General features: G+C 59.2%; 22 protein-coding genes and 1 tRNA gene. 12 read left to right on the plus strand and 11 right to left on the minus strand.

Annotated elements, in window-relative coordinates; translation table 11 throughout:
• Window positions 1-98 precede the first annotated feature (98 nt).
• The 4 genes from ACILSE_RS20950 to panD form a co-directional block, all read right to left on the minus strand.
• Entirely contained in the window at window positions 99-752 is a 654-nt protein-coding gene (locus ACILSE_RS20950; protein ID WP_395719392.1) for a serine/threonine-protein kinase, read from the minus strand.
• Between the two features lie 842 nt (window positions 753-1594).
• Window positions 1595-1774: a hypothetical protein gene (locus ACILSE_RS20955; protein ID WP_395719393.1), complete on the minus strand. Its 180-nt coding sequence runs from the start codon at window positions 1772-1774 to the stop codon at window positions 1595-1597.
• A 900-nt stretch (window positions 1775-2674) separates the two neighbouring features.
• The gene (locus ACILSE_RS20960) at window positions 2675-3442 is read right to left on the minus strand and encodes an RNA polymerase sigma factor (RefSeq protein WP_395719394.1); all 768 of its coding nucleotides are present in this window, start codon (window positions 3440-3442) and stop codon (window positions 2675-2677) included.
• Window positions 3443-3604: 162 nt separating this feature from the next.
• A complete protein-coding gene (panD, locus tag ACILSE_RS20965) occupies window positions 3605-3955 on the minus strand; it encodes an aspartate 1-decarboxylase (RefSeq protein ID WP_395719395.1) in 351 nt (116 codons plus the stop codon).
• A gap of 93 nt (window positions 3956-4048) precedes the next feature.
• Between panD and rsmA the strand changes: the two genes are divergently transcribed.
• Window positions 4049-5398: a 16S rRNA (adenine(1518)-N(6)/adenine(1519)-N(6))-dimethyltransferase RsmA gene (gene rsmA, locus ACILSE_RS20970; RefSeq protein ID WP_395719396.1), complete on the plus strand. Its 1350-nt coding sequence runs from the start codon at window positions 4049-4051 to the stop codon at window positions 5396-5398.
• A 74-nt stretch (window positions 5399-5472) separates the two neighbouring features.
• Here the strand turns inward: rsmA and ACILSE_RS20975 are convergent, their stop codons facing one another.
• From ACILSE_RS20975 to ACILSE_RS20990, 4 genes are all read right to left on the minus strand, one after another.
• Window positions 5473-6066, minus strand: coding sequence for an HAD family hydrolase (locus ACILSE_RS20975; RefSeq protein ID WP_395719397.1), 594 nt, complete (start codon window positions 6064-6066; stop codon window positions 5473-5475).
• A gap of 41 nt (window positions 6067-6107) precedes the next feature.
• Window positions 6108-6854, minus strand: coding sequence for a hypothetical protein (locus tag ACILSE_RS20980; RefSeq protein WP_395719398.1), 747 nt, complete (start codon window positions 6852-6854; stop codon window positions 6108-6110).
• A gap of 167 nt (window positions 6855-7021) precedes the next feature.
• Entirely contained in the window at window positions 7022-8686 is a 1665-nt protein-coding gene (leuA, locus tag ACILSE_RS20985; protein WP_395719399.1) for a 2-isopropylmalate synthase, read from the minus strand.
• 211 nt (window positions 8687-8897) lie between these two features.
• Window positions 8898-11189: an FdhF/YdeP family oxidoreductase gene (locus ACILSE_RS20990; protein WP_395719400.1), complete on the minus strand. Its 2292-nt coding sequence runs from the start codon at window positions 11187-11189 to the stop codon at window positions 8898-8900.
• Window positions 11190-11483: 294 nt separating this feature from the next.
• Here ACILSE_RS20990 and ACILSE_RS20995 point away from each other — a divergent pair, with 294 nt between their 5' ends.
• The 3 genes from ACILSE_RS20995 to ACILSE_RS21005 all read left to right on the plus strand — a co-directional run bounded on the left by ACILSE_RS20995 (window position 11484) and on the right by ACILSE_RS21005 (window position 15588).
• Window positions 11484-13934, plus strand: a complete 2451-nt coding sequence (locus ACILSE_RS20995; RefSeq protein WP_395719401.1) for a VIT domain-containing protein — start codon at window positions 11484-11486, stop codon at window positions 13932-13934.
• Window positions 13935-14010: 76 nt separating this feature from the next.
• Entirely contained in the window at window positions 14011-14781 is a 771-nt protein-coding gene (gene hisA, locus ACILSE_RS21000; RefSeq protein ID WP_395719402.1) for a phosphoribosylformimino-5-aminoimidazole carboxamide ribotide isomerase, read from the plus strand.
• Between the two features lie 3 nt (window positions 14782-14784).
• Window positions 14785-15588, plus strand: a complete 804-nt coding sequence (locus ACILSE_RS21005) for a fumarylacetoacetate hydrolase family protein (RefSeq protein WP_395719403.1) — start codon at window positions 14785-14787, stop codon at window positions 15586-15588.
• 3 nt (window positions 15589-15591) lie between these two features.
• Here the strand turns inward: ACILSE_RS21005 and ACILSE_RS21010 are convergent, their stop codons facing one another.
• Window positions 15592-16275 (minus strand): LON peptidase substrate-binding domain-containing protein, encoded by a 684-nt coding sequence (locus tag ACILSE_RS21010; protein WP_395719404.1) that lies wholly within the window; start codon window positions 16273-16275, stop codon window positions 15592-15594.
• 221 nt (window positions 16276-16496) lie between these two features.
• Here ACILSE_RS21010 and xerC point away from each other — a divergent pair, with 221 nt between their 5' ends.
• The 5 genes from xerC to ACILSE_RS21035 all read left to right on the plus strand — a co-directional run bounded on the left by xerC (window position 16497) and on the right by ACILSE_RS21035 (window position 20404).
• Window positions 16497-17669 carry a tyrosine recombinase XerC gene (gene xerC / locus ACILSE_RS21015; RefSeq protein WP_395719405.1) on the plus strand — a complete coding sequence of 391 codons (1173 nt, stop codon included), beginning with the start codon at window positions 16497-16499 and terminating at the stop codon, window positions 17667-17669.
• 207 nt (window positions 17670-17876) lie between these two features.
• On the plus strand, window positions 17877-18104 hold the full coding sequence (locus ACILSE_RS21020; RefSeq protein ID WP_395719406.1) for a helix-turn-helix transcriptional regulator: 228 nt from the start codon (window positions 17877-17879) through the stop codon (window positions 18102-18104).
• 849 nt (window positions 18105-18953) lie between these two features.
• The gene (locus ACILSE_RS21025; protein WP_395719407.1) at window positions 18954-19211 is read left to right on the plus strand and encodes a type II toxin-antitoxin system Phd/YefM family antitoxin; all 258 of its coding nucleotides are present in this window, start codon (window positions 18954-18956) and stop codon (window positions 19209-19211) included.
• The gene (locus ACILSE_RS21030; RefSeq protein WP_395719408.1) at window positions 19208-19642 is read left to right on the plus strand and encodes a type II toxin-antitoxin system VapC family toxin; all 435 of its coding nucleotides are present in this window, start codon (window positions 19208-19210) and stop codon (window positions 19640-19642) included. Before ACILSE_RS21025 ends, ACILSE_RS21030 begins: the two co-directional genes overlap by 4 nt.
• A 6-nt stretch (window positions 19643-19648) precedes the next feature.
• Complete coding sequence (locus ACILSE_RS21035) at window positions 19649-20404, plus strand: hypothetical protein (protein WP_395719409.1); 756 nt, start codon at window positions 19649-19651, stop codon at window positions 20402-20404.
• A 211-nt stretch (window positions 20405-20615) separates the two neighbouring features.
• On the opposite strand, the gene ACILSE_RS21040 is transcribed toward ACILSE_RS21035, so the two are convergent.
• Window positions 20616-21353 (minus strand): NAD-dependent deacylase, encoded by a 738-nt coding sequence (locus tag ACILSE_RS21040; protein WP_395719410.1) that lies wholly within the window; start codon window positions 21351-21353, stop codon window positions 20616-20618.
• 432 nt (window positions 21354-21785) lie between these two features.
• Here ACILSE_RS21040 and ACILSE_RS21045 point away from each other — a divergent pair, with 432 nt between their 5' ends.
• From ACILSE_RS21045 to ACILSE_RS21055, 3 genes are all read left to right on the plus strand, one after another.
• Window positions 21786-22250, plus strand: coding sequence for a hypothetical protein (locus ACILSE_RS21045; RefSeq protein WP_395719411.1), 465 nt, complete (start codon window positions 21786-21788; stop codon window positions 22248-22250).
• On the plus strand, window positions 22247-24286 hold the full coding sequence (locus tag ACILSE_RS21050) for a restriction endonuclease (protein WP_395719412.1): 2040 nt from the start codon (window positions 22247-22249) through the stop codon (window positions 24284-24286). The genes ACILSE_RS21045 and ACILSE_RS21050 overlap by 4 nt, the downstream gene beginning before the upstream one ends.
• Before the next feature lie 114 nt (window positions 24287-24400).
• Window positions 24401-25285 (plus strand): ImmA/IrrE family metallo-endopeptidase, encoded by an 885-nt coding sequence (locus tag ACILSE_RS21055; protein WP_395719413.1) that lies wholly within the window; start codon window positions 24401-24403, stop codon window positions 25283-25285.
• Between the two features lie 243 nt (window positions 25286-25528).
• Here the strand turns inward: ACILSE_RS21055 and ACILSE_RS21060 are convergent.
• Window positions 25529-25603 (minus strand) — tRNA-Arg (locus tag ACILSE_RS21060).
• Window positions 25604-25660: the final 57 nt, after the last annotated feature.

The following is a 25660-nucleotide window of genomic DNA, read 5'->3' on the forward strand; positions in this document are numbered from 1 at the left end:
TGAAAAGATCAAACGCATGCGACGCGTGGCCACCCGGTATGACAAAACCGATGTTTCATTCATGGCTTTTGTCCTTCTTGCCATCTGCACTTTATCCCTCAGAAACCAATTTTAAAACACGCCCTAATGTCTGCCTCCAGGAGCTTGGCCAGTCCGAAGTCCGCCAGGCAGGGTTCACCTTCGGAATCGATCAAGATGTTCCCGGGTTTGATGTCACGATGAATCACACCACGCTGATGCGCGTAATGCGTGGCACGGGCGATTTTGATCATCGATGCCGCCGCTTGGCGGGCGGGAATGGGGCCCGCCTGAAGCTCGGTCGCCAGGCTGCGGGCTTTCTCTACGAGTTTCATTGTGAAGTAGCACATGCCGCTGGCCTCGCCGATCTCATAGACGGGCACGATATTTGGATGATCCAGCCTCGCCGCGGCAGAAGCCTCTTGCTGAAACCGCGCCAGATCCGTCTCGGTGGCATGTTGTGGGGAGCGCACCATCTTGAGAGCCACCTTGCGATTCAGGCTCTTTTGTCTTGCTGAGTAAACGACCCCCATGCCGCCTTTTCCAAGTATCCCCAAAATCTCATAGCCGCCGAGAGTCGCGCCGGTGTTCATCACTTCGAGTGGAGAGGGGACGTTCAGCGTGTCTGCCTCATCCGACAATGCCGACTTTAACAGGCAGCCCGGGCACAGTCCCTGAGGGCTTGCCTTGGCGAGCGTTGTGCCGCACGAGGGACATATGGCGGGAGTGCTCATGGATGCACACGATTGAATACCCCAGCCAAAATGCTCAATTCAAGAACAAAACGCAGGTTAGCATAATGATCATGACAAGATGATGAAATAGGGTGCCATGCTCGTCGGTCCGCAATCATGGCATAGGGGGGCGACCTGTTGGATTTCTTTTTTTTGACCGCAGATGATGCCGGGCGGCCTCGCCGACGCTAGTATCCTCGTCCGGCGGGTAGGTGTTGTGGCTGCTGGTTCCAGCCATGGTACCGTCCGCAGGCTTGAGGTGAAGAAAGGGGGTAACCTTCGGGACCTCAATTCGGATTTCATAGGCAGTCCCTCGCTTTGTCATGAAATATACCCGCTCCTGCCTTTCCCTGTGCCTTGCCGCCATGAGCTGTCTTCTCCTGGCACAATGTGCGCAACACCCCATGCAGAGTTGTTCCCCGGCCGAATCTGGCTGGCGTGTCGCGTCCAAGACCCCCTTGATTTACTGCCCTCCCGGCCACGCACTTCCAACGAACAATCACTACGATCCACCGCAATACGTCTCGTTGGCTGACAAGCAGACTCGCTTCTACATTCCACGGGGCGACGTTGTCCATCTGCGGCAGGCATTGGCATGGAGGGAAGCCAGCCTCACCGAACAGAAGCGTCAGGCACCGGGCTGGAAAAAAGCAGGCCATGGCGTCTGGGGCATCACGGAGGTGGTTTGCGAGGTGACGGGGACGGCAGTGGTAGGAGCCGCATTTATTGCAGGCGGGGCCTTGGCGGGATCGGGGGGGTAAGGCCAGGGAACAAAAGCCTACGTCCTCAAAGCTGAAATCAGCTTGTTCACCTTGGCGCTGGCTTCCTTCCTCTGCGCCCAATCATCGCCGGAGTTCGCGCCAAAAGGTCAGCGCCGCCTTCGCATGGCTGCTTGTGTTGCTGTCATTGATCGTCGCCTGCAACTCCGCTGCGCTCACTTTACCACGGGGAATCTTGAGGACCGGTGCCGCCGTCGAATGCAGATAGCACATTGCCTTTGGGACAGTAGGTGAGCGGCTCATGTGAGGCGATGGACCATTCGACGACGTGGGGCGGAGCTTTCGCCGCCGCGTCTTCTTATCTCTTATCCGAATGGGGATATCGGGAGAGACCCAGGCTGGCGAGAGTGACGGCCATTGAGCACAGCGAAACCGGGAAAGGAGAAGAGAGCATGACGGCGTTGAAGTTCAGCGTTCTGACTTACTGGTTCTTGGTTCGAGGGGTGGCCTTGTTTCCTCTAGTGCCTGTGACCCGCTTTCAGCGGCGGTTTTGCGCGCCTGCCTCTGCTCAAACTTTTGGATTACCTCCCGGTGTCTTTCCGCGCTGGCTTCCGCCATCTGCAGGCGCAGCCACAGCGGGATGGAAGCCACGTTCAACACCACTTCTGCGATTCCCGAGATCGAGGCGATTCCCAATTCAGCCGCCGACTGGCAGAATCCCGGCCCTGGCTGGCAGCCTGATTCCGCAGTTGAAGTGCGAGTTTGCGATGGGCTTCGCAGGAGGGCGGGATGTAGTAACGCGTGGGACGACCCGGAATCGTGATGTATTCCGCCTGTGCATCCTCGGCGCTACCATGTCGGGGTAATGCATGTCCCTTGGGGCTGAAGGTCGGTGGCTCTTTGGAGGCGAGGTGCCATTCGACCCGTGGCGGAGATGTGGTCGTCTTCTTATCCGATTGAGCAAATTGGGAGAGGCTGAGGCAGATGAGACTGAAGACCATGAGGCACAGAGAAACGGGGGAAGGAGAAGCAAGCATGGTGACGAGGGGGCATTTGACACCGTGCTGTAGTGGATCACAGCCGGTCGGCAGCTCGAGGAGAGAGATTTTTGGTTTCATAAGGGACACGGCAAAAGTGATCACCTGTGTTTTCCGGAACCAACGGAGAAGGTTACAGAGCTGAAGAGAATTCCCGGCTTCCAGATCATCCGAAGACACGAAACAGGTGCATGATCTCGTCATTCACCTGCTCTGGCGAATCCACGGTAAGCGTGATTTCGTCTTTTAGAAGCCGGCGGTAGCGCTGTCGCATTCGGTAAACGGCCACCTTGAGGGCGCCTTCGTTCATGCCCAGCCTCTCACTAATAAGGGCGAGCGTGTCGCCTTCTCCGTCTCCGTCAGCGGACAGCCTGACTTTCAATGCATCGAACACACCCTCGCGTCCGTCTTTCGCGTATTCCGACCGCAGCTTGTTCAAGACGGTGTCCAGCATCCCGACAGCCCACTGGCGCTCAAACATCAACTCCGGAGTCACGTTTGTGCCCGGATCAACTGCGCAGCATTCTTCCGCCGCATTGGCATCCAAGGCCATATGGGAGACGCCTCCTCCGCGTTTCAAGGCCATGGACCGTTCGTGCTCGTTCGCGGCAAACCGCTTCAAGGCCACCAGCAGGAAGGAGCGCAATCTGCCTTTCCCCTCTTCGACGGTGGCGAAGGAATTCCGCTCCAGCAGCATGGCGAAAAAGCCCTGCGTCAGGTCTTCGGCGTCATGCGGTGTGTTCCCCTTGCGCCGTAGGAAGGCGTAAACGGGCTTCCAGTAGGCCTTGCACAGTTCAGCCAGCGCCTCGGTTGCCTTGAGCTTTTGCTCGTCGCGCGCCTGCAAGACCAAACTCCACCGGGTTGCTGGAAACGCGCCAGCACGCGGCGCGGAAACTTCAATCAGTGATGAAACGGAGTTTGATGACGGGTTCATGAACTTCGTTAACCCAACGACAGGATCTCAAACGCCTCGCGAGATGAGCATCTTTATTTTTCAGCCTCACTTTTAGAGCAATTTCTCAATTATTTGATCGTCTGGCCATTCCAGCCACGAGAGGTTGAGGAGTCTGCGTTTTAGATAAAAACGTGACGGCCTTCACAGCACCGTTTCGTTCACAATCTCGTTGCGCTCGTTGAGCAGCAGACGTTTCGGTATGATCGGGTTTTCGCTTTCCCCCCAGGCCATGATGGTGACGCGGTGGCCGGTGTTGATGAGATGGGCGGCGGCACCGTTGATGACGATCTGACCTGAGCCACGTGGGCCAGGTATGACGTAAGTTTCCAAGCGTGCACCGCTGGTGATGGAGGTCACCAGCACTTTTTCGCCGTCCCACAGGTCGGCTTTCTCCATGAGGTCGGTCGGAATGGTGATGCTGCCTTCGTAGTCGATGTTGGCATCAGTGACGGCTGCGCGGTGGAGCTTGGATTTGAGGAGGGTTCGGAGCACGATTTAGAGTGCGTCGTTCGGGGCAGGGGTCAAGCCGTGGGATTAATGGATGATTGCATTGATGGACCGGTGGATTGGTGAATGATGGCGGTGATGAGATTCCGCGATCAACGACGCTCCGTTTCCAACGCCGCCGGCATGCAGGTGACCCCGCGCAAGAGCATGGGGCAGAACTTCCTCCAGGATGAGGAGATATCCCGCTGGATCGCGGATCAGATTGTTCCTGATGGCGCGGATCTGGTCGTGGAGATCGGACCAGGGCTCGGTGCTCTGACCAAACACCTCGTCGGCCGGCCGAAGAAACTCGTGTTGATCGAAAAGGACTCGCAGCTCGCACCTGAGCTCTCCGAGCACTTCGCGGGGCGCGATGATGTGGAGGTGATCCACAATGATGCCACGCGCATCGACCTGAGGCCATGGTTCCGGCACGGACCGGTGCGGCTGATCGGAAACCTGCCGTATTCCGTCGGCGGCGAGATTTTGAAGCATTGGCTCGGGATGCCGTCGCCGGTGGGCAGCGCTGTGTTCATGCTGCAAAAGGAAGTGTGTGATCGCCTCGCTGCGAAGTGTGGCGAAGACGCTTACGGCGCTCTTAGCCTGTTGGTGCAGAAGGATTGGAACGTCGAGATGCTGCGCGTCGTGCCCCCGGAGGTTTTCAAACCGAAGCCGAAGGTCGATTCGGCGGTGATCCGGCTCACGCCGCGTGATCCCGCCACGCTGCCGGTGTTTGATCATGCGTTGTTCGACCGCCTCGTGCGCATGAGCTTTTCGCAACGGCGGAAGCAGCTCAAGAATCTCCTGCCAGAAACGCCGAACGGCTGGGAAGCCTTGGTGCAGCACCTGAGCGTGTCGCTCACCGTGCGTGCGGAGGAGCTGTCGCTGGAGCAGTGGGTGCAGGTCGCCCGATGGTATGAGGAACGGCACGAGGCTGACGCGGGACAGAAAGCGAGCGAGATGTTCGACGTGGTGAATGAGCGCAACGAGGTCATCGGCAAGCTCACGCGTGGGGAGGTACACCAACGCAAACTCCTGCATCGTGCTGTTCACATCTTCGTGATCAACAAGCGCGGCCACATCTACCTGCAGCAGCGTTCACACCTCAAGGACGTGTCGCCCTTGAAGTGGGACAGCAGCGCCGCCGGTCATCTGGATGCCGGTGAAGATTACGCCACCGCCGCCGTGCGAGAGCTGGGCGAGGAAATCGGCATCCATGTCGATACCACCGATCTTGCCGCGCAGATCCCGGCCGGAGACAATACTGATCACGAATTCGTCGAACTGCGTCTGGCCCGTCACGATGGCCCGGTACGTTGTCTGCCGGAGGAGATCGCCTGTGGCGAGTGGTTCAGGCCCGAGGACATCACCGCGTGGGTGGATGCGAGACCGCAGGACTTTGCGAAGGGTTTTGTGACTTGCTGGAAAGCGTGGCTGAGCCAAGCCTGATCAGCCGAAAAAGAGAAAAGAAGGAAAAAGTCTGAAATCAGGTCCTCAAATTCTTTTCTCCTCTTTTTCGGCAATTACCTCAGCGTGCGCGGAATGAACACCGCTTGCATGCCTGCGGCCTTGGCGGCTTCGAGGCCGCTGTTTCCGTCCTCCAGCACTAGGCACTCGCTTGGAGGCACGCCCATCAGTTCGGCTGCAAGCAGGAACATGTCAGGCGCTGGCTTTCCATGCTTCACGCGCTCCGGCGTGATGATGACCGGAAACAGGTCGATCAACCGGGTGGCCTCCAGGCTGGCACGCACGGTGGGTTCTGCGCTGCCGGAGGCGACCGCCATGGGGAATCGGCCGTGCAGAGACCGGGCAAACTCGGCCACAGGCCGCACGGGCTGAAGCTCGGGGATGCGCTCACGGAAAATCTCCATCTTGAGTTCGTCCACGCTCACGGGATCGATGTTCGTGCCGTGCTTTGCGTTGAGGATTTTCACCACGTCCTGCTCCTTGATGCCGGCGTGTGCGTAAAACACCTCCTCAGTGAACTCAAAGGCTGCATCATGCTGTTTGAGCGCCTCCACCCACGCGATGTGGTGCAGCGGCATCGAATCGACGAGCGTGCCGTCGCAGTCGAAAATGAAGCCTTGGAAGGGATAGTCGGGGATTTGTAGGGACATGGATGAACAGAAGGGAACTAGCGCACCGTGCACGGATTGGCTCATGGCTTCTTGCCTTCAAAGACGAACGGAGCGGAGGAATCGACCGACTTCTTGAGTATCTCCGTTGGTTTGCCGGAGTCATTGCGATTGAGCACCGCCTCCAACTTCACATCAGGCTGGCTGGTGCTGATACGCACTGAAAGAACTTCATTGGCGATGATACTGGTGCCCTTGAAGCCATGGGCCTTCACGGTGGACTGCTTTTTCTTCTCGAAGGAAAGTCCGCTGGCCTTGTAGGCATACTCGATGGTGAAATCGACGGGCGTGTCGCCACTGTTGGTCACCGACACCTGATAAAAATCCTCGGCAGGCCCATTCCAGTCGAGTTTGGTGATTTTCACACCCAGCAGCCACGGCCTGCCGTCTTTGAGGCCGTAGGGAGCCATGTGCCCGCCTTTGGGATAGGTGATGGTGATCATGCCTGCCGGCGGCAGACTTGTTTCGACCTTCTCCCCTTTGCTGACCCGGGTGAACTCAATGTCCTCATTCAGCTTGTCATCAATCGTCACCGCGGTGTGCTTGTCCGCGTTCTTGTATTTGATGCCTAACTCCACACTCTCCTTCACCCTGGCGACCTCCGCTTCAGTCGCGCCTTCCATGTAGTGCATGGCCATGAGGGCGGCCGCATCACCTTCATCCTTGGCCTTGGCATACCGTTCAGCAAATGCCTCCAGGACAGGGTCCGCTGCCATGATCTGAACGCTGCAAAGAGAGGCGAGAAGAATGGAAATGAGGCACAATTTCATGAGGATAAAGTCTTTCCAGAAGAGGCTGGCAGAGAATGCGTTGCGCGAAAAGAACTTTCACATCCTGCCTCGCGCAAAATCAAACCGAGGAGAACATCGAGCTTCACAGAGGCTCAAAATGGAATCTCTGCGCTCCTCTGCGGACTCTGCGGTGAATCCGAATGGGCTTACATCGCCCGGTTCACCGCGCTGAGCACGGCTTTGATCGAGGCGAGTTCGATGTTGGTGTCCGTTCCCGCGCCCCAGATGAGTTTGCCGGTGGCGGTTTTGATCTGAATGAAGGCGAGGGCGGCGGCTTCGGTGCCGCTGGAGAGGCTTTGCTCGCGGTAGGTGGTGACTTCGAAGCTCGGGGCACCGGCATCGGTGATGAGGGCATCGGCGAAGGCGGCGATGGGGCCGTTGCCTTTGCCCGTGACGCCGCGTTCCTTGCCATTCACGACCAAACTGCTGCGGCAGGTGAAGACACCATCCACACCATCGGCATGGAAGTGGTGGAGCGCGAAGGGCGTGTCGCGCTCGATGTATTCCTTCCAAAACATCTGCTTCAACTCCGCGCCGCTGACCTCGCGACCAAGGGAATCGACGATGTCGTTGGCGATGGGGCCAAACTCGCGCTGCATGTCCTTTGGCAGCTCGATGCCGAACTCGCTTTCGAGCAGGTAGGCGACGCCGCCTTTGCCGCTCTGCGAGTTCACGCGGATGACCTCGCGGTATTCGCGGCCGATGTCGTTGGGGTCGATGGTTAAGTAAGGGACATCCCAGATGGTCTTGTGCTGCTCGTAACCGGCGAGGCCCTTCTTGATGGCATCCTGATGGCTGCCGCTGAAGGCGGTGAAGACGAGTTCACCGGCATACGGCTGACGCGGTGGCACGGTCATGCCGGTGGTGCGCTCATACATCTGGATGAGGCCGTTCATGTCGCTGAAGTCGAGCTTCGGGTCGAGGCCGTGCATGTACAGGTTCATGGCGACCTGCACGATGTCGAGATTGCCGGTGCGCTCGCCGTTTCCAAACAGCGTGCCTTCGACGCGATCCGCGCCTGCGAGCAATCCCAGCTCCGTGGCGGCGGTGCCGGTGCCGCGATCATTGTGCGTATGCAGGCTGACAATGAGGCTCTCGCGGTTTTTGATGTTCGTGCAGATCCACTCGATCTGGTCGGCATACACGTTCGGCATGCAGACCTCGACGGTGTCGGGCAGGTTGAGGATCATTTTGTGCTGCGGCGTGGGCTGCCAAACGTCCATGACGGCCTCGCTGATCTCCTTGGCGAATTCGACCTCAGTGGCGCTGAAGCTCTCCGGGGAGTATTGCAGCGTGACGTGCGTGCCGCCCTCGGTGAGGCGGTGCAGGCGGTCCTTGATCATCTGCGCGCCTTTGATGGCCACGGCGATGATTTCCTCCTTCGACTTGCCAAACACATACTTCCGCTGCGCGGGCGAGGTGGAGTTGTACATGTGAATGACGACCTTTTTGGCCCCGATGAGGCTTTGGACGGTCTTTTCGATCAAATCCTCACGCGCCTGCACGAGGCACTGGATGGTGACATCGTCGGGGATGCGGTTTTCCTCGATGAGGCGGCGGTTGAAGCTGAACTCGGTGTTCGAGGCGGAGGGAAAGCCGACCTCGATCTCCTTGAAGCCACATTTCACGAGGGCGTCGAACATTTCGAGCTTCTGCGAGACATTCATCGGCACGGCGAGGGCCTGGTTGCCATCGCGCAGATCGACGGAGCACCAGATGGGCGCTTTCGTGATGGTTTGGGAGGGCCAGCGGCGGTTCGGCAACGAGACGGGATCGAAGCGCTGGTATTTAACGGACGGATTTTTTAACATGAGAAAACGAAGGTAACAGAGCTGTGAAGGACCGGAGAGGTTCCTGGGATCCAAAGAACTGCCGTAACGTGACGGCGAGGGATGCATGACGAGGAAACGCGGGCCGCCTACCCTAGCGTAAGTCGCAGGGAGAGAAGGAGCAGAGCCGTGGCGGTCGGGGTCATGACAGCTAGATGGTAGGGGGAATGGCCGAATCGTCAAGGCTCCGACTTCATGCCGATGCCGTCACGCGAATCAGCACGCTTTTCGAGGTCGGGGTGAGGCTCACATCGGCGAAGCTGTCGATGGGCACGAGCACGTTTGCTTCAGGAAAATAGGCTGCGGCACTGCCGGCGGGCATGTCGTAGGGCACGGCGAGGAAGCGTCGGGCCACGCGAGTCTGGCCAGAATGCTCGCTGACCATGTCCACGGCCTGCAGCGGGCTGAGGCCGCGTTTTTTCATGTCCTGCGGATTCATGAAGACCACGCGGCGTTCATTGCCGATGCCGCGATAGCGGTCGTTGAGGCCGTAAACGGTCGTGTTGAACTGGTCATGGCTGCGGAAGGTTTGGAGCACGAGTTGGTCCTCCGCGGGCTGCACGCAGGAAAGCGGATGCGTGGCAAAATTCGCCTTCCCGGTGGCGGTGTCCCATTTCAGGTCGCGGGCGTTGTTCGGCAGGTAAAAGCCGCCGGGCTTGCGCACACGTTGATTGAAGTCCTCGAAGCCGGGCACGACTCGCTCGATGCGGTCGCGGATGAGGTCGTAATCGCGGCCGAGATCCAGCCACGGGACGCTCGTGCGGCCTTTCAAGGTCGCCGCAGCGGTGCGGGCGATGATTTGCGGCTCGGAAAGCAGATGTGGCGAGGCGGGATCGAGCTTGCCATGCGAGGCGTGGACAACGCTCATGCTGTTTTCGACGGTGAGGAACTGCGGATCGCCTTTTTCATCGAGATCCCGCTCGCTGCGGCCGAGGCAGGGCAGGATCAGGCCGGTGCGACCGGTGATGACGTGGCTGCGATTGAGCTTCGTGCAGATGTGAACGGTGAGCGAGCAACGGCGCAAGGCTTCAGCGGTGTATTCGGTGTCAGGCGTTGCCTGGAGGAAATTGCCGCCAAGGGCATAAAACACCTTCGCGCGGCCTTCGTGCATCGCTTTGATGGCCGCGACGGTGTCGTAGCCATGATGACGCGGCGATTGAAAAGCGAACTCGCGGTCGAGGTTGTCGTGGAACCACGCGGGCATCTTCTCAAACACGCCCATCGTGCGGTCTCCCTGCACATTGCTATGGCCGCGCACCGGGCAGAGGCCGGCGCTCTCGCGACCGATGGCACCGAGCAGCAGGTGGATGTTCACCACCTCCTGGATGGTGGCGACGGCGTTTTTGTGCTGCGTGAGGCCCATCGCCCAGCACGTGATGACCTTGCGCGATCCGCGGGCGCATTGCCGCGCGGCCTTTTCGATCTCGCTGCGCGAAATGCCGCTCACGCGTTCCAGTTCCGCCCAGTCGAGCGACCGCAGATGCGCCTCGTAGTCCGCAAAACCGAGCGTGTGCGTGGAAATGAACTCACGATCAATGCTGCCATCTTCGACCAAGGTCTTTGCGATGCCTTTGAGCAGTGCCTGGTCGCCATTCGCACGCACCTGCATGAACTGCTTTGCCAGCGGCGTGGCCATGCCGAGCACGCCTTTGACCTGCTGCGGATGCATGAAGCCGGTGAGCCCCGCTTCCTTCATCGGATTGATGGCGATGATCTCCGCACCGGCCTCGACGGCACGTTGCAGCGAGCTCAGCATGCGAGGGTGATTCGTGCCCGGATTTTGCCCGATGATGAGGATCGTCTCGGCCGTTTCGAGGTCTTTCAGCGTCACCGTGCCCTTGCCGATGCCCACGCTTTGCCCCAGCGCCGCACCGCTGCTCTCGTGGCACATGTTGGAGCAGTCCGGCAGGTTGTTCGTGCCAAACTGACGAACGAAAAGCTGGTAAAGAAACGCCGCTTCATTCGTGGCTCGGCCGCTGGTGTAAAACACCGCCTCGTCCGGCGAGGCGAGCGCGTTCAGCTCCTTCGCGATCAATTCAAACGCGTCGTCCCACGCGATGGCCTCGTAATGCGTCGCGCCGGGTCGCAGCACCATCGGCTGCGTGATGCGCCCTGCCTGATCCATCTCGTAATCGCTCATCTTCGCGATCTCCGGCAGGCTGAACTGCGCAAAGAAAGCCGGGGTGACTTTTTTCTTCGTCGTCTCCGAGGCGATGGCCTTCGCGCCGTTTTCGCAGAACTCGAAAGCGCTGCGGTGATCCTCCGGATCAGGCCAGGCGCAGCTCGGGCAGTCGAAGCCCTCCCACTGGTTCAGATTCAGCATCGCCGAGGTGCCGCGCATGAGGCCGCTGTTGCCATAGACATGCTTCAGCGAGTTTGCCACGGCAGGCACGCCCGCAGCGGCGGCTTTCGGGTCATCGAGTTCGATGCCGGTGAGACGATCCGGCGGCTGTGCAGGCACAAGTGGGGGAGTAACAGGAGGCATGGGGGAGGCGCAGATAACCGCAGGAATTACGAGCGCAAGCTGTGCGTGGATCGCCTGTTGAGCGGACCTTGACCTTTGATCGGACATCGCCCGCCTGCTTTAAGACGGATTTCCGCAACTGCATCGACCTCCCTAGCGGCTGGCAGATTGGCGCTGGCATCCATTCGTGCAATGCGGCGGAGTGTGTCCGCGCCGGGGCCGGAAATGGACCGATGACCACTCCACCGTGACTTCACCCCGATTTCACACAAAAGAGCATGACTCGCGAACGCCTGGATCGCTAGAATGCGGCGCATGAATGGATTCCTCGTATTCCTGAAACGGCTCCTGCTCGGCGCGGGACTGATTCTTCCACTGAACTCGCTGCTCATGGAGTTCACCACGCGTTCCTGCGCCTCGACGCTGTGCGATCCCATCCCGACCTGGATGCATGTGCTACTGGTGCTGCTGATGCCCGCGGCCATTTTTGCCCCTTGGATGGCGCGGCGTCATCCGGGGACGAAGTGGGAGCCGGCTGGCGTTTTCCTGCACGGCGCGGGCCTGTGTTCCGCAGTCCTTTATGTGCTTGCCATGGGGCCGATGAACATCGCCGGTCTCATGTTCCTGCCTTTCACCCCCCTGTTTCTGTTCAGCGTGCCTCAGGGGTTCATGATCCTGCCGTTGGTCCTGGCCGCCTTGGGGCCTCTCGCGGCGCTGGTGGCATGGATCATCACCCTGGTGAGCCTGCGTCGTCAGCAAGTGGAAAAACGCCGCCCGGCCTTGTGGCGTGGCGGACTGGCGGCCGGTCTGTTGATTGGCGTCGCGGCGGAATGGCAGATGGTGAGTGTGCATGGGGACATCCGTGAAGCCCTCCGTGCCGTGCAATGGCAGGAGGGCGATGCCGCGAAAGCGCTGCCGAAGCTGCGCACGGCATGGCGGCAGGAGTTTCTGCTGCGCCTGTGCTACACGGGCGGTGGCGCGGGCCATTTCGGGCCGCTGGGGCATTTGTTTGATCGCGGCTTGATCCGCCAAGGGCTCAGTCGAATGGGCGACGAGTCCATTCGCACCGGTTCTTTCGATCGTGAGGCGCTGAGGTCGCTCTATTTCCGTGTCACCGGCTCTTCCTTCAGCGACGTGCCGCCCCCGCCGGGAGTGATTCAAATGCGGGAAGGTTTTCGCATGGTGGAGGATGAGCGGTTTGAATCCTTTGCCTGGGATGAGGATCGTGGCGGCTCGGAGGTGGGCGCGCGCATCCGCGGGCTGTCGATGCAGTCATCGCGCATGGACTGGCATGTCGATGCGGACTCGGCGCTGGCCCATGGGGAGTGGACGCTGGAGTTTCACAACCGGCACCGCAACGCGCAGGAAGCCCGCTGCCAGATGCTGCTGCCTCCCGGTGCGTGTGTCTCGCGGTTGATGTTGTGGATCGATGGTGAGCCGCGTGAGGCGGCCTTCGGCGCGCGCTCGCAGGTCACGCAGGCGTATCGTCAAACCGTGGTCGTGGACCGCCGCGATCCCGTTTTGGTGAACATGGCCGGGCCGGATCGTGTGCTGGCGCAGTGTTTTCCCGTGCCACCGGGTGGCAGCATGAAAATCCGCCTTGGCATCACCGCACCGCTGGACGCGCAGGCTCCTGCGGCCCTGTTCATGCCGTTGATCGTGGAGCGGAACTTCAGCATCCACGAGGGGACGCGTCATGCGGTGTGGGTGCAGTCGCCCCAGACGCTGGAAGTCGCGGAATCGGAGAAAGATGCTGCCGCGACGCAGAATGGCGTCTGGACCTGGCAGGCGGAGGTGCCGCAGGTCGAGATGGCGAAGCTGAGCTTCGGCCTGAAGCAACCACCGCTGCCAAAGGTATGGACGACTGACAAGCTTGCCGGCAGCGAGCCGCCAATCGTCGTCGTAGAACGTTCTCCCGCACCTAAGGCCGCTGCGAGGCCGGTTTTTGTGATCGTGGATGCCTCCGCCGGCCTGCAGAAGCATGCCGCAGTGATTCGTGGCGCTTTACAAAAGCTCGCCGCGCAGGTGCCGGTGACGATCTGGGCCAGCACTGATGGCGATGCGGTCGAGGTGCCCGTGTCGGAGATTGAAGGCCGCCTGCAAAACGCGAACTTCGCCGGCGGACGCGATGCCGTGCCCGCCTTCAAGGCCGCGCTGCAAAGGCTGCGCGGCTCCACGGCTCCTGCGACGATCATCTGGCTCCACGGGCCGCAGCCTGCGGACCTCAGCCGCAAGGAAGTGATCAAACAACTCCTCGAACGCGGCAGCACACCGCCGCAGATTCATGCGCTGGAGCTGGAGCATGGCCGGAACAAGCTGCTGGAGGAGCTGTACGATGCCGCTCCGGTTTTTGGCGGCCTGCGCTGGACCGGTGGTGGCGCGGATGAACTGGCCGCCACGCTGCAAAAGATCCACGACGGGCCAGCGACAATCACGCATGTCTCCCGCTCAGCTACACCGCCTGCGGATGGGAAAGAAGTGTGGGACCAACTGGCACGCCTTGCTGTTTTCCGCGAAGTGATGGCTGTTTTCCAAGGTCGTGATCGTGTGCCCGAGGATCAGGCGAAAAAGGCGGCGCAGCATCAGCTCGTGACGCCGTATTCCGGTGCTGTCGTGCTCGAAAACAAGCAGCAATACGACCGCGCCGGGTTGAAGCCCGTGGATGCCGGTAGCACGCCGCAGATTCCCACCAGCGCCGCGCCAGAGCCGTCGAGCTTGGTGCTGCTGGTGCTGGGACTGCTGGCGCTGAACCGCCGGCGCAGGTGATCATCCTTCGAGATTCATGCCTTGAAGGAAGGAGGTGCAGGAGTAGGAGGAAGGGGTAGAATTGTCTCTTCCATCCATGACCAAATTCCGCCCCTGCATTGACCTCCACGACGGCCGCGTGAAGCAGATCGTCGGGTCGTCGCTGCGGGATGACGGGACAGGGCTGAAGACGAACTTTGTGAGCGATCGCGACGCGGCGTGGTATGCGGAGCTTTACAAGCGCGATGGATTGACCGGCGGGCATGTCATTTTGCTGGGCAAAGGAAATGAAGAGGCCGCGAAGTCGGCCGCAGCGGCTTATCCGGGCGGTTTGCAGATCGGCGGCGGCATCCGGCCATGCAACGCGGCGGAATATCTCGATGCCGGTGCCAGCCATGTGATCGTGACGAGCTACTTGTTTGAAACGGACGGCACTTTCAGCGAAACACGGCTCGAAAAGATGGTCGCGGCCGCCGGACGCGAGAAACTTGTGATCGACCTTAGCTGCAAAGCCACGGCGAAAGGCTGGACGGTGGCGATGAACCGCTGGCAGACGCTCACGACACTGGATGTCACGTCTGAGTCGCTGCAATGGCTCGCAGGGCAATGCGCTGAGTTTTTGATCCACGCGGTGGATGTCGAGGGCAAGTGCGAGGGCATCGACGAAGCGCTCGTGACCTTCCTCGGCGAGCATTCGCCGATTCCGATGACTTACGCGGGCGGCATCCGGCATCTGGATGATTTAAAACGCATCGACGAGCTGAGCCAGGGCCGCGTGGATGGCACGGTGGGCAGCGCGCTGGACCTTTTTGGCGGCAGCGGTGCCAAATACGACGAATTGGTGGCTTGGAACCGCCGTACTGCCTGAACCATGAAAATCATCCGCCACACCGACTCGCAGGGGAACATCGCCTACGCCGCGCAACAGACCGATGGAATGGCGCTTGTCATTGAAGGCGACATTTTTGGTGATTACCGCGTGACGAATCGCAAGGCGGAGGTGGTGAAGCTGCTCGCTCCGGTTCAACCGTTCGCGATCGTGTGCATCGGGCTGAATTATAAATTTCATGCGGAGGAGACGAAGGCGGCGATTCCGCAGCATCCGGTCGTTTTCATGAAGCTGCCCAATGTGGTGCAGCATCCCGGCAATCCCATCCTGCTACCGACGCATTTGAAAAGCGACAAGGTGGACTACGAATGCGAACTTGCGGTCGTGATCGGCAAGGAGGCGAAGAACGTGAGCCGGGCGGACGCCTTGAAGCATGTGCTGGGCTACACCTGCGCGAACGATGTGAGCGCCCGCGATTGGCAGAAATCTGGAGGTGGCGGCCAGTGGTGCCGCGGGAAGAGTTTTGACACATTTTGCCCGCTCGGGCCGGTGCTGGTCACGGCGGATGAAATTCCAAACCCGAACAGCCTCGCTATCAAAACCGTGCTGAACGGCCAGACGATGCAGGACTGGAACACGAACGACATGATCTTCGATGTGCCCACGCTCATCGAGTTCCTCAGCGGCAGCACGACCCTGATGCCGGGCACCGTGATCCTCACCGGCACGCCGCATGGCGTGGGCATGGCCCGCACGCCATCGGTGTTCATGGAGGATGGTGATACGGTGAGCGTGGAAATCGAAAAGATCGGCATTCTGACCAATCCTGTGCGCGACGAGACTTGAGCATCAACGCCGCGTCTTTTCGAGTTCACTGATCAGCAGCTTGTAGCGGCGCTCAGGGCAGGTTTCGGCGAGCAAAGTCCGCAGCAGGGCTTTCTTTCTCAAGAAATGGAAAGCGATGACGTCACATACGATTTCGTGCTCGGACAACTGCTCAAGCCCCTGGTGCAGTTGCCGCATGTTGTCGCAACTGTCGTCCGTGGGGTTTGGCAGGAGTTCGAGTACGCGCGATTTCAGAGCCTGGAGATTTTCTGGAGGTGCATTTTTCGACAACATCGGCTCCACACGGGCGATGCGGAAGGGGGCTACCTGCTCCCAGCCGGTGATATGCATGCGATGCACGCCGTAAAGCATCACCTGTGAAGTCCCGTCCGGATTTTTCACGGAGGCGTGAATCAAGCCTGCTGTCACGACGGGAAGCACTTCAGTTTCGCCCTGGCTCACACCCACGCTGAACATCCGGTCCGTCCTCAAGGCATGGTCCAGCATGAGGCGATAGCGCTCCTCAAAAATGAAGAGCGGCAGATGGCAGCCCGGAAAATGATAGCAATCGTCAAGCACGATCAGCGGCAGCCGGGAGGGCAGGACGAATTGCTTGGCACTGGAAGTGGGGCGGGATTCCATGGAAGGTCTGCCAGAGTTACGCCTGTCACCCTGGATCGGTTCAGGGCTTCGTCTGTCTGACTGCATTCCGCACTGGATGAAGGACTCATTTGGCACCTTCAGCACTCTGAACCGCCAGCCCTGCGGGCTGTGGCGGTGCCTGGTGCGCCCGTCAGGAATCGAACCTGAGTCTGCGGCTTCGGAGACCGTAAACTACCCTTATAGATCAATGCTTCTATTTATCTGTAATGGTTTTGTAATGGTTTTTTCTTGGATTCAGTCGCAAGTCGGTGCATCATCGCGCAATCATGCCACGCGCTTCGATCACACTGAAAAAGGTCAAACACCCGCGCTACAAGTTCCGCGTCACCTTCAAGCAAGGAGACGAGTACAAGCAAAGATACTTCACCGCCCGCACCGGGCCGGATGGCGCGGATGCGTTCATGAATGAAAAGAAGGTGGAGCTTTTGAACGAGGGGCGGAAGCATGGCGAGTTTACCACGGAGGAGCGCAAGGCCGTGATTCGCTCGCGGGAACTGGCTGAGGGCTTCGCGGCGGCTGGCGTGAAGGGTTTCTCTTTGGATGCCGCCTTGGCCTTTTATGCGGAGCACCTGCATTTGCGCCGCCGTTCGGTGAGCGTGCTCACCGCCTACGATGAGTTTTTCGAGACACGGCGAAACGAGGGCGTGAGCGCCGTCCACCTTCGCGACTTCACCTATCGACTGGAGCGCTTCGCCAAGAAGCACGCCAAGCGCCTTGTGGCAGAGATCACGACAAAGGACGTGGACGCGTGGATTTTCGGCCTCAAGAACGCCCCGCAGTCGAAGGACAAGCACCGTCGCCTGCTGCACAACTTCTTTGGCTACTGCGCTGGCCGTGGCTACACCGACGAGAATCCGGTGGCACGCGCTGCCAAGGTGAAAGTCATTCGGAGGCCTCCCGGCATCCTCACGCCTGCGGATACCGCCGCGTTGCTGGCTGTCTCGCCTGCCGAGATCGTGCCTGCGCTTGCCATTGGCTTCTTTGCCGGTCTGCGCACGGCGGAGATTGAGCGACTGGACTGGAGCGAGATCAATCTGAAACGCGGCTTTATCGAAGTCACCGCCGAGGACGCTAAGAGCAGCCAGCGCCGCCTCGTAGAGATCACACCAAACCTCCGTGCGTGGCTGGAGCCTCACGCTCGCCTTTCTGGCCCTGTGCGCCTTACCGAGATGCGGCACAGGGACCGCTTCAACCTCGCCCGGAAAGTCGCAGACGTGGCTTGGCCTGCGAACGCCTGCCGCCATAGTTTCGCCAGCTATCACCTTGCCCTGCATCAAGACGCCGCCAAGACCGCGCTTCAACTCGGACACACCAACACCGCCGTCTTGTTCCAGCACTACCGCGAGCTTACCACGCCGGAGGACGCCAAGACATTCTTTGCCATCACGCCGGAATCAGCCCGGCCTGTGAATGTCATCTGCATGAGCAGTGCCGCGTGAGAATGTAAATCTTCGCGCTTGACTGCTTACAGGCGAGCCCCAAGGCTATTCCATCCGAACCCATGCGGCGTATCCATACGTCGAGCGTGGCGGAGGTGGTGAGGAAGAGAGCGCAGAGCTTCGACCGAAACCAGCAATGAGGCGACGCATTCGCCATACGATGCGCCGTGCCGTGCTGAGATCGCAACAAGTTCATCCGCTACACCCATGACCATCACAACTCAGTCCCCTCTCGCAACGCGCAAGCAACTCGCCGCACACGTTGGCCTCAGCCTCCGCACCATCGACGACCTCTTGTCGAAAGCTCTACTGCCTCATTTCCGCATCGGAACAAAGTCGATCCGTTTCGATGTTGCAGAGGTGGAAGCCGCGCTTCGCGAACGCTTCCACGTCAATGCGAAGGCCGGGAAGCCCGCCAAAGGCAGCGCATCGTAACACAATCCAGCGATGGAATACCACCTCCACATGCTGCCGTCATCATCACGGCAGCAGGCGGCCATCCGTATCGTTCCCCCGCGTCCGGGCTGCTTGCGGCGTGGAGGCGGCAGGAAAAGCTCCCCCGGCTGGACGGATCAAAAGCTCAGGACAAACCGCCGCCGATTTGACCAGCTACGCCCGCACATTCAGACCGGTGTGACCGTCATCTACCCCGCAAACGCGACACCTGACCAGCTTGCCGCTATGAATGCCTGCAACCGCAACTTCTGCAAGGAGAAGGGCATCCCTGCTCGTGCTGTTTGGGAAGGGCCAGGCTATCACCAGCATATCGCCCTTGGCATTCCATATTCAGCCGGGTTGGAGCGGCTTTGGCGAGCTAGGCTTCGTAAGCGTTCGCTGGCCGTGTTCGGCGTTGAGATCAGCCCCGACGCGTTCTTATGGAAACCTGACATCGAGCCCGACAAGATCGCCAGCTACCTCTCGAAAACCCGCAAAGATAAGCGCATCTGCGTGAAGTGCCCCTGGCCTTGGATGACCTTTGCTCCCTGCTGGGAGGTGGGCTTTCGCTTTCTTGTCTTGAATGGCTCATGTGCTGCTGCCAAACCTCGGAAAAAGAGAGTGACTTCACCAGCTCTCAAAACACCTCCTCACTCCATTTCTCCGAGCTATACTGGGAAGTCGGAGCAAACCTCGGAAAGAAAGAATGAAATCCTCCCAGGCGGCATCTCTCCACCACAAAAGCATCAGCGGGCCGCTTCGAGAGCACGGCCACGAGCCTCGCCCATTGCTCCGTCGTGGCACAAATCCACCCTTGCCGCCACTGCCCGCTCCGGGTATCCTTCGCCCATGAGCGTAGCCACCCTCCAGCAATTCGGCCAAAGCCTGCCTTCCTGGCTGGACTTGGTTCGTCGTGGTGAGACCGTTGCCATCGTGGACGGCGGGCAGGAGGTCGCACGCCTCGTGCCGCCTGCGGAAGCGCCAGCCCGCGTCGCATCCCCCGTCCGCTGGCCTGATTTTGCCGCCCGTCGTCGTGCCGTGTTCGGGGATGTCGTTCTCCCCGCTGGCACCGCAGCGGCACTGGTGAATGAAGATCGCGGCGCATGAGTGCCACGGCTGACAGCAGCCTCATCGTGGCGCTTTATCTCAATGAGGCAGACTCACCGCGTGCCGATGCCGCCTGCGCTGCCGTGCAGCCGCCCGTGCTTTTGACCGACTGGCACCGCGTCGAGATCGCGAACGCCTTCCAGCGGGCCGTGAAAACCGCCCGCATCACCGCCGCGCAGGCCGCCCAGCTCTGGCAGGACTTCACCAGCGACATTGCCGCTGGCCGGTTTGAGATCATCACGCCGGACTATGCGGCTGTGCTTGCCCGCACACTGGCTCTCACGGACAAGCACACCGCCACGCTCGGCACCCGCACGCTGGACTTGATCCACATCGCCGCCGCCCTCGAAATCGGAGCGGCTGACTTTTTGAGCTTCGACCATCGCCAGCGGCAGACGGCCAGCGCGGAAGGTATGAACGTGATTCCGTGACTCGCGATGCCCACTGCCATTCCCCACGCTATGCCATCGCAATTCAATCTGCCTGATGCTGTGCGCGGCGTGTTCGCCTACCTCGACGCGGCCCTTCCAAAGGAAGTAAGGGAAGATTTGTCGGGCGGCTATCTCTACCGGGATGATAAATCTTTCCACGAGTGGGGTTCCACCCCCAGAAAGGTAGGCGAACTCATCACCGATGAGTTTCGCCTCATGCATTGGGGCGCTCCCATCCGCAAGGCGCTGGACGCCTACCGGCTATATCACAAGACCGACATGGCGAATGCGCTGACGTGCGCCTACAGCCTTCATCTGCGTGGCATGGACCCCGGCGAGGCATTGAACGCAGACTACTGCCTCGAATGGTGCGGCATTCTGGCTTGGACCACGTTAGAAGCAGTCAAGCAAGCCTACGGCAGCAACACCGATTACTGGCTCTGGCATCAATTCAGCCCGTTCCACCGCGAAGGAGATCGTTTCGTCAAATACCGGACACCGCCTAGCATGGGGACCCTGCTTGTGCGCGGAGACCGCCTCGTTTGGAGAGTGGAGGAGCTTCACACTCTCCCAGCGGGCGTGTCTCTCCGGTTTCAGGCAGAAGACAAGAAGTTTAAAGAGTTGGGCGGCAATCGTGCCTTTCTTGCAGGCGAGTTCGATTGGCCCCCGGCTGACTGGATCAATCCTGTCACGGACGAGGAAGAAGCCGCCAGCCTCGGCAAGACGAAGTCTGCTAATGTGCGACCAGCAACAGCGAAGTAGGCGAGTCACGCATCCTCTCGCCAAGCCTAAGCTCACGAGGTTGCTTTAACAGAAAAGCTCCAGTCGTCGTTCAAGACCGAAGCATTGACCACCGGTGAGGGTGCGCGAAACGGCGACGCTGGAGCCATCAAAAGCCTACTCGCCCGCATCTTTTTCGTCAATCCCGACTCCATCTCCAAGGTCGTGAACGAAAACGGCAAGCCGATGGTGGTCAATCACTCTCCAGGCCAGACAAAGATGCTTCTGCGAGGATGGCATCCACCAGCTTGGGGACTTCGACTGCGGCGGGGCCGGTGATGTGCTGGTGAAAATGCTGCGAGATGCCCGTGCGGTCCATGTTCACCTCGATGAGTCGGCATCTTCCGTTTCCCGCCGCCTGTGCCGCGAATCCCGCAGCCGGATACACCACGCCGGAAGTGCCGATGCACACAAACAGGTCTGCCTTTTTTAGAGCGGTCGTGATGCGGTCCATTTCCAGGGGATACTCGCCGAACCACACGATATGCGGGCGCAGGCTGCCAATCGTCGCACACGCACGGCAGCGCGAGCCGCTGGCAAGATCACGCGACCAACTCAGGACCGCGCCGCAGTCCTCGCAGCGTGCTTTGAGCAGTTCGCCGTGCATGTGGACGAGATACTCGCTTCCTGCACGTTCATGGAGGTCGTCCACGTTCTGCGTCACCAGCAGAAAGCCGCCGCTCCATTGGCGCTCCAGCCGTGCCAGCGCCTCATGTCCGGCATTCGGTTCCACCGCTTTTAGTTGGGCGCGGCGCTGGTTGTAAAACTCATGCACCAGTTCGGGATCACGAGCAAAGCCCTTCGGCGAGGCCACTTCCTCGATCTTGTGGCCCTCCCACAGCCCGCCTGCGTCGCGAAAGGTCGCCACGCCTGACTCCGCAGACATGCCCGCACCGGTGAGAATGACGATGTTCGACTCTGGAGGAATCATCAGGTCATGTAGCTCGGCAGCCTCACAGATTCCACCGTCAAACCGACCCGATGCGGGAATGAGAACCCTATTTACGCCGATAAGCCAACAGGCAGCTTCACATGGTCGTCACTGATCGCAACGGGGGCGTGCTGGATCAGTCGGTAGAATATGACGCCAAGCTCATTACGCAGTTCGCCCCCAAACCGAATCAACGATTTGAGGGCGCTGTCCTCAAGCAAGTGAGGGGGCTGACTGCTGCGGTTGTTTCCAACGCGGGCCAAACGCTTGCCCCACAGCCAGGCCAGCCGGATGAAGCGGGAGCGATCCCTGCCCAGACTGGTCAAGGGAATGATAACCAAAAGGGTATGATGGGTCAATCCTCTTTGGCTGCCTGTTTTCTTGCGCCACGAATAGACTTGCGGCTTTCGCTACGGAGCCAAGAATCCCGCCATGCACCGTCAACCCCGCCAGCTCGTCCGCCGCACACGCTGCCAGCGTGCGCATGGCATGGAGATGGAAGAAAAAGCATGGCAGCTCTCCTTGAAGGGATTCAAGCAGGTGCAAATCGCCAACCAGCTTGGCCTCTCGCCCACCCGCGTTTCTCGCTATCTGGATCGTCGCATGAGCCGGATCGAGCAGAACGCCCCGCTATCGAAGGTGGAACTCGTCGCCATGCGGGCCATCGTCGAAGCGCGGCTGGAAGCTGCCTACTTTGAGGCTGGCAGCCTGCCAGACCGCTATCGTGGGGCGTTGCTGCAACTCAAATGCCTTGCCACCATGGCGAAGCTGTTTGGCCTGAACCTCGAAAGCTCCAATCGTCCCACCACGCCGAAGCCGGTGCAGCCTTCGACACCGGCAGAGATCGCGGAGGCCGTCAAACAACGCTTTCCAGCCATGTACCAACGAGCCGCATGAGCCTGCGCGAATCCAACGCCAAAGCCGCCGCTAAACTTGAACGGCTGCTGGAACCCGAGCTTACCAGCGTTGGTGTAGCGGAAGAATTGTCTGTTCTTTACTCTGCTCCTGCACCAAGGAAACATTTGGAACAAGTCGGATTACCCGAGGATCGCCACGCCGCGATGCTCAAAACTGCTCGCTCTGTAATCGAGGCAGGTATCCGAACTCCTGAAGCCCTAGCAAGCTTCTTGGATTCAACATTTCAAAACAAAAAAGCACGCAAGTTCTCGCAGGCGGTTTGGGATTTCATAGGCATCCTTGACCCGGCATTGCGTGGCACGCACGACTGGCACGCCATCTACGCAAAGTTGGACAAGCCAAAAAAGAAACCAGCGCGCAAAAAAGCCGCTCCGGTAAGAGCGCCTAAACGTGAGAAGTTACCCGCAGAAAATGAGATTAAGATCGCCAATCAGCAGGCAACCATCGAACTGAGCGAGCAAGCTCACAAAATCCTCGAAAGCCTGCATCCCGTCCAGCGCAACGTGCTGGAGGACAGTTGGGCGGGCCTGACCATCGAGGAAACCGCCAAGAAGCGCAACATGTCGCCCTACATGGCCGGTTATGCTCTACGGCAGGCCGAGGGACGGTTCCGCATCCTAATGGATCAGGCCGCCAGAAAGTCGAACGTCGAGGCCGAAGCCGACAGCCAACCGGCTGCGCAGCCAATACAAGCCAACTTCACGACCCTCGCGTTGGCTAAGCCAACGAGAGGAAAGCCCGACAAAATCGAAGCTGTGAGGAAATCACTCCAACCCGAAAACTACGCCGTGCAAGGCAGCAGAGCCGATGCCGTTGAAATCACGAATCATACATCCCGCAACAGGAAGAACAAATTGCTGCCAACCCTAGCAGAGCGAAACATGCAGTCGATTCTGAAGGCGTTGGCGACACCGGATAAAGCCACCCTTGAACAGATAAAGCGAAATCCGTCCAACAAAGAACGGCTTCTGGCTGAATGGTCCAAAAAGTCCAAGGCGATAAAAGAAGACCTAAAGAGAGAAGGATACGACATTGACTCAACCCAAGAAAGATTCGAGGAAGAGCGAAGACTTGCGGAGGCGTGTATTCCAGAGGAAATCCGCCCACTGCTTGCTCGTGCCGACGCAAAGACACAGGCCGTTGTCAGAGCCGTCTTGGAAGGCAGAACGTGGGGGGAAGTAGCCGAGGACGCCAACTTACCCATCGAGAAGGCCCGTTTATTGTACAATGCGTTCCGTGACAAGGTTAATGAATGGGGTGGCAGCGGAGATCTTCCATTTCTCGATTATCGCGCTGTGATAAACTCCTATTTTGAGCGGCGGGCGGATTCGATTTTTCTCGATCATCTGCTCACGCCATCACTAGAAGCTGCCAAAATCATGCGTGGACAAATACGCAAGCCAGACGATTCCGACATTCAGTTCATGGCTCACGCAGCGGGGCAATTCAGGGCGCTCCGTGAAAGCATGGATGACAGCAAAACCAAAACGTTTTTTGGCAGCATATTTGGAAAGTGGCGGGGGTGTAATGCCCCACCAACAAATGAGGATCAATGGAGGCATTATGCAGCTAGTCCCACCTACCAAAAGGCGGTCGAAATAGCAGCCCGCGCTATTGTATATGAGCGGCAACAAGAGGAACGGAAAAGACATGAAAGGAGCCATTGGTCTGACATGAACTGGAAAACTGTGGAGCATGAAATAGCGAACCTGTTCCGAAGGTTGGGTTTCAATGCGAGAGCCACACCACCATCAAACGATGGTGGCGTCGATGTAGTGGCGCTCAAAGATTCCGTGAAAGTGGTCATCCAATGCAAGCAGCATGAAACCGTGATTGGCTCACCTGATGTGGTTCAACTTATTGGCACTGCCAAAATTCAGAGGGCCGAGGTTGCCATCATGTATTCCAAAAGCGGCTTCACGTCGGGAGCGCGTGAAACAGCAAGGAATGCGGGAGTCATTCTCTGGACACTGGATGATCTTGTGGCTCACGCCCGCAAAGTGTACGGCACCTGACCTGCCTCGTCGGAACTACCAACTAGATGTAAGGATAGCGTCACCTATTATCAGTCACGCTTTGCTTTCACGTTTCTGAGTTGCGCTGATTGCACTCATCGTTTCACTCTTTTCATGCTGACAAACGACAAAGAGCGCGAAGAAGCCAAATCAGCCGTCAATGAGCTGATCGAGAGCGCCCTCGCCTACCACACGCCGGAGCGGCTGGAGGAGCTGATGAAATTCGCCAGCCGGATGCCGCGCTACGCGCCTTACAATGCGATGCTGCTGCACATCCAGAATCCCAAGGCCCGATACATCGCCTCCGCCGCCGAATGGGCGGAGATGGGTCTCAAGGTCAAGCCCGGTGCCCGCCCGCTCGTTGTCCTGAAAATCATGGGGCCGGTGCGTTTCGTCTTCGATGTCGCCGATACCCATGGGAACCCATTGCCCGCAAGCGTGCAGGCAGAGATTGAAGACCCTTTCGCAGCCAAGGGTGAGGTGGCAGATCACGTCTGGGAGCGGTTGCATGAACTCTGCGCCTCAATGCGCATCCGTGTGGCACACGCTGTCCTGCATCCCGACCTCGCCGGATATGTCCAGCAAAGCCCCATCGGCGGGTATGACCTCACTCTCAACGATAGCCACGAACGCACCGCGCAGTTTGCCACCCTTGCCCATGAACTCGGGCACCTCTTCTGCGGGCATCTGGGCCGCACAGACACCGATTTCTGGGACAATCGGAGCGACGAAGACAAAGCGACCCGCGAAATGGAGGCGGAGGCCGTCGCCTACCTCGTCGCCTCGCGTCGCAAACTGCAAATCGCCTCCAGTAAGTATCTCTCCGGCTACCTCCGCCCCGGAACCGTGCTGCCTTCGTTCAGCCTTGAACACATCCTCAAAGCCGCTGGTGCCATCGAGGAAATGGTGGACGGCAAGCTCCCATCCCGCGAACGCGCCCGCAAAAAGAAGGCTGGCGAGGTCAAACCAAGGACGAGGACCTTACAGCCTGCCCGCTAAAGCCGTTCAAGGCGTCGGTAGTCGCGTCTTCAGTGAGCCAAAAGATGCCGCGAAGTGGCGGTTGGCTGTCATCTCCTGAACGGATTGCCAGCAAGCTCCCAAGCGCTGTAATGGTTTTGTAATGGTTTTTGACCTCATTCTCGTGCATTTGGGCGCAATCAACTGTTCAAAATGGCAGGTGTCAAAAATCAGCCAAATATCGTCACAAGGCTTGATTTACAAGGATTCCAGCCGTTTTCCGGCTGGTGCGCCCGTCAGGAATCGAACCTGAATCTGCGGCTTCGGAGACCACCATTCTATCCGTTGAACTACGGGCGCTTGCTTCGGGGCCGATGCTTCGCATGGGCGGTGGAAGGCGGCAAGTCGTTTTCAGAC

The sequence above is a fragment of the Prosthecobacter sp. genome (assembly GCF_044236155.1).
Lineage (GTDB): Bacteria > Verrucomicrobiota > Verrucomicrobiia > Verrucomicrobiales > Verrucomicrobiaceae > Prosthecobacter.

Bases quoted from the DNA above. Each gene is read 5' to 3' on its own strand.
- ACILSE_RS21040 (WP_395719410.1), bottom strand. From the start codon at position 21,353: ATGATTCCTCCAGAGTCGAACATCGTCATTCTCACCGGTGCGGGCATG.
- ACILSE_RS20960 (WP_395719394.1), bottom strand. From the start codon at position 3,442: ATGAACCCGTCATCAAACTCCGTTTCATCACTGATTGAAGTTTCCGCG.
- ACILSE_RS20975 (WP_395719397.1), bottom strand. From the start codon at position 6,066: ATGTCCCTACAAATCCCCGACTATCCCTTCCAAGGCTTCATTTTCGAC.
- ACILSE_RS20990 (WP_395719400.1), bottom strand. From the start codon at position 11,189: ATGCCTCCTGTTACTCCCCCACTTGTGCCTGCACAGCCGCCGGATCGT.
- ACILSE_RS21055 (WP_395719413.1), top strand. From the start codon at position 24,401: ATGCTGACAAACGACAAAGAGCGCGAAGAAGCCAAATCAGCCGTCAAT.
- ACILSE_RS21035 (WP_395719409.1), top strand. From the start codon at position 19,649: ATGCCCACTGCCATTCCCCACGCTATGCCATCGCAATTCAATCTGCCT.
- hisA (WP_395719402.1), top strand. From the start codon at position 14,011: ATGACCAAATTCCGCCCCTGCATTGACCTCCACGACGGCCGCGTGAAG.
- xerC (WP_395719405.1), top strand. From the start codon at position 16,497: ATGCCACGCGCTTCGATCACACTGAAAAAGGTCAAACACCCGCGCTAC.
- ACILSE_RS21020 (WP_395719406.1), top strand. From the start codon at position 17,877: ATGACCATCACAACTCAGTCCCCTCTCGCAACGCGCAAGCAACTCGCC.
- ACILSE_RS21010 (WP_395719404.1), bottom strand. From the start codon at position 16,275: ATGCAGTCAGACAGACGAAGCCCTGAACCGATCCAGGGTGACAGGCGT.
- ACILSE_RS20955 (WP_395719393.1), bottom strand. From the start codon at position 1,774: ATGAGCCGCTCACCTACTGTCCCAAAGGCAATGTGCTATCTGCATTCG.
- ACILSE_RS21005 (WP_395719403.1), top strand. From the start codon at position 14,785: ATGAAAATCATCCGCCACACCGACTCGCAGGGGAACATCGCCTACGCC.
- leuA (WP_395719399.1), bottom strand. From the start codon at position 8,686: ATGTTAAAAAATCCGTCCGTTAAATACCAGCGCTTCGATCCCGTCTCG.
- rsmA (WP_395719396.1), top strand. From the start codon at position 4,049: ATGAGATTCCGCGATCAACGACGCTCCGTTTCCAACGCCGCCGGCATG.
- ACILSE_RS21030 (WP_395719408.1), top strand. From the start codon at position 19,208: ATGAGTGCCACGGCTGACAGCAGCCTCATCGTGGCGCTTTATCTCAAT.
- ACILSE_RS20980 (WP_395719398.1), bottom strand. From the start codon at position 6,854: ATGAAATTGTGCCTCATTTCCATTCTTCTCGCCTCTCTTTGCAGCGTT.
- ACILSE_RS20950 (WP_395719392.1), bottom strand. From the start codon at position 752: ATGAGCACTCCCGCCATATGTCCCTCGTGCGGCACAACGCTCGCCAAG.
- ACILSE_RS21025 (WP_395719407.1), top strand. From the start codon at position 18,954: ATGAGCGTAGCCACCCTCCAGCAATTCGGCCAAAGCCTGCCTTCCTGG.
- ACILSE_RS21050 (WP_395719412.1), top strand. From the start codon at position 22,247: ATGAGCCTGCGCGAATCCAACGCCAAAGCCGCCGCTAAACTTGAACGG.
- ACILSE_RS21045 (WP_395719411.1), top strand. From the start codon at position 21,786: ATGCACCGTCAACCCCGCCAGCTCGTCCGCCGCACACGCTGCCAGCGT.
- ACILSE_RS20995 (WP_395719401.1), top strand. From the start codon at position 11,484: ATGAATGGATTCCTCGTATTCCTGAAACGGCTCCTGCTCGGCGCGGGA.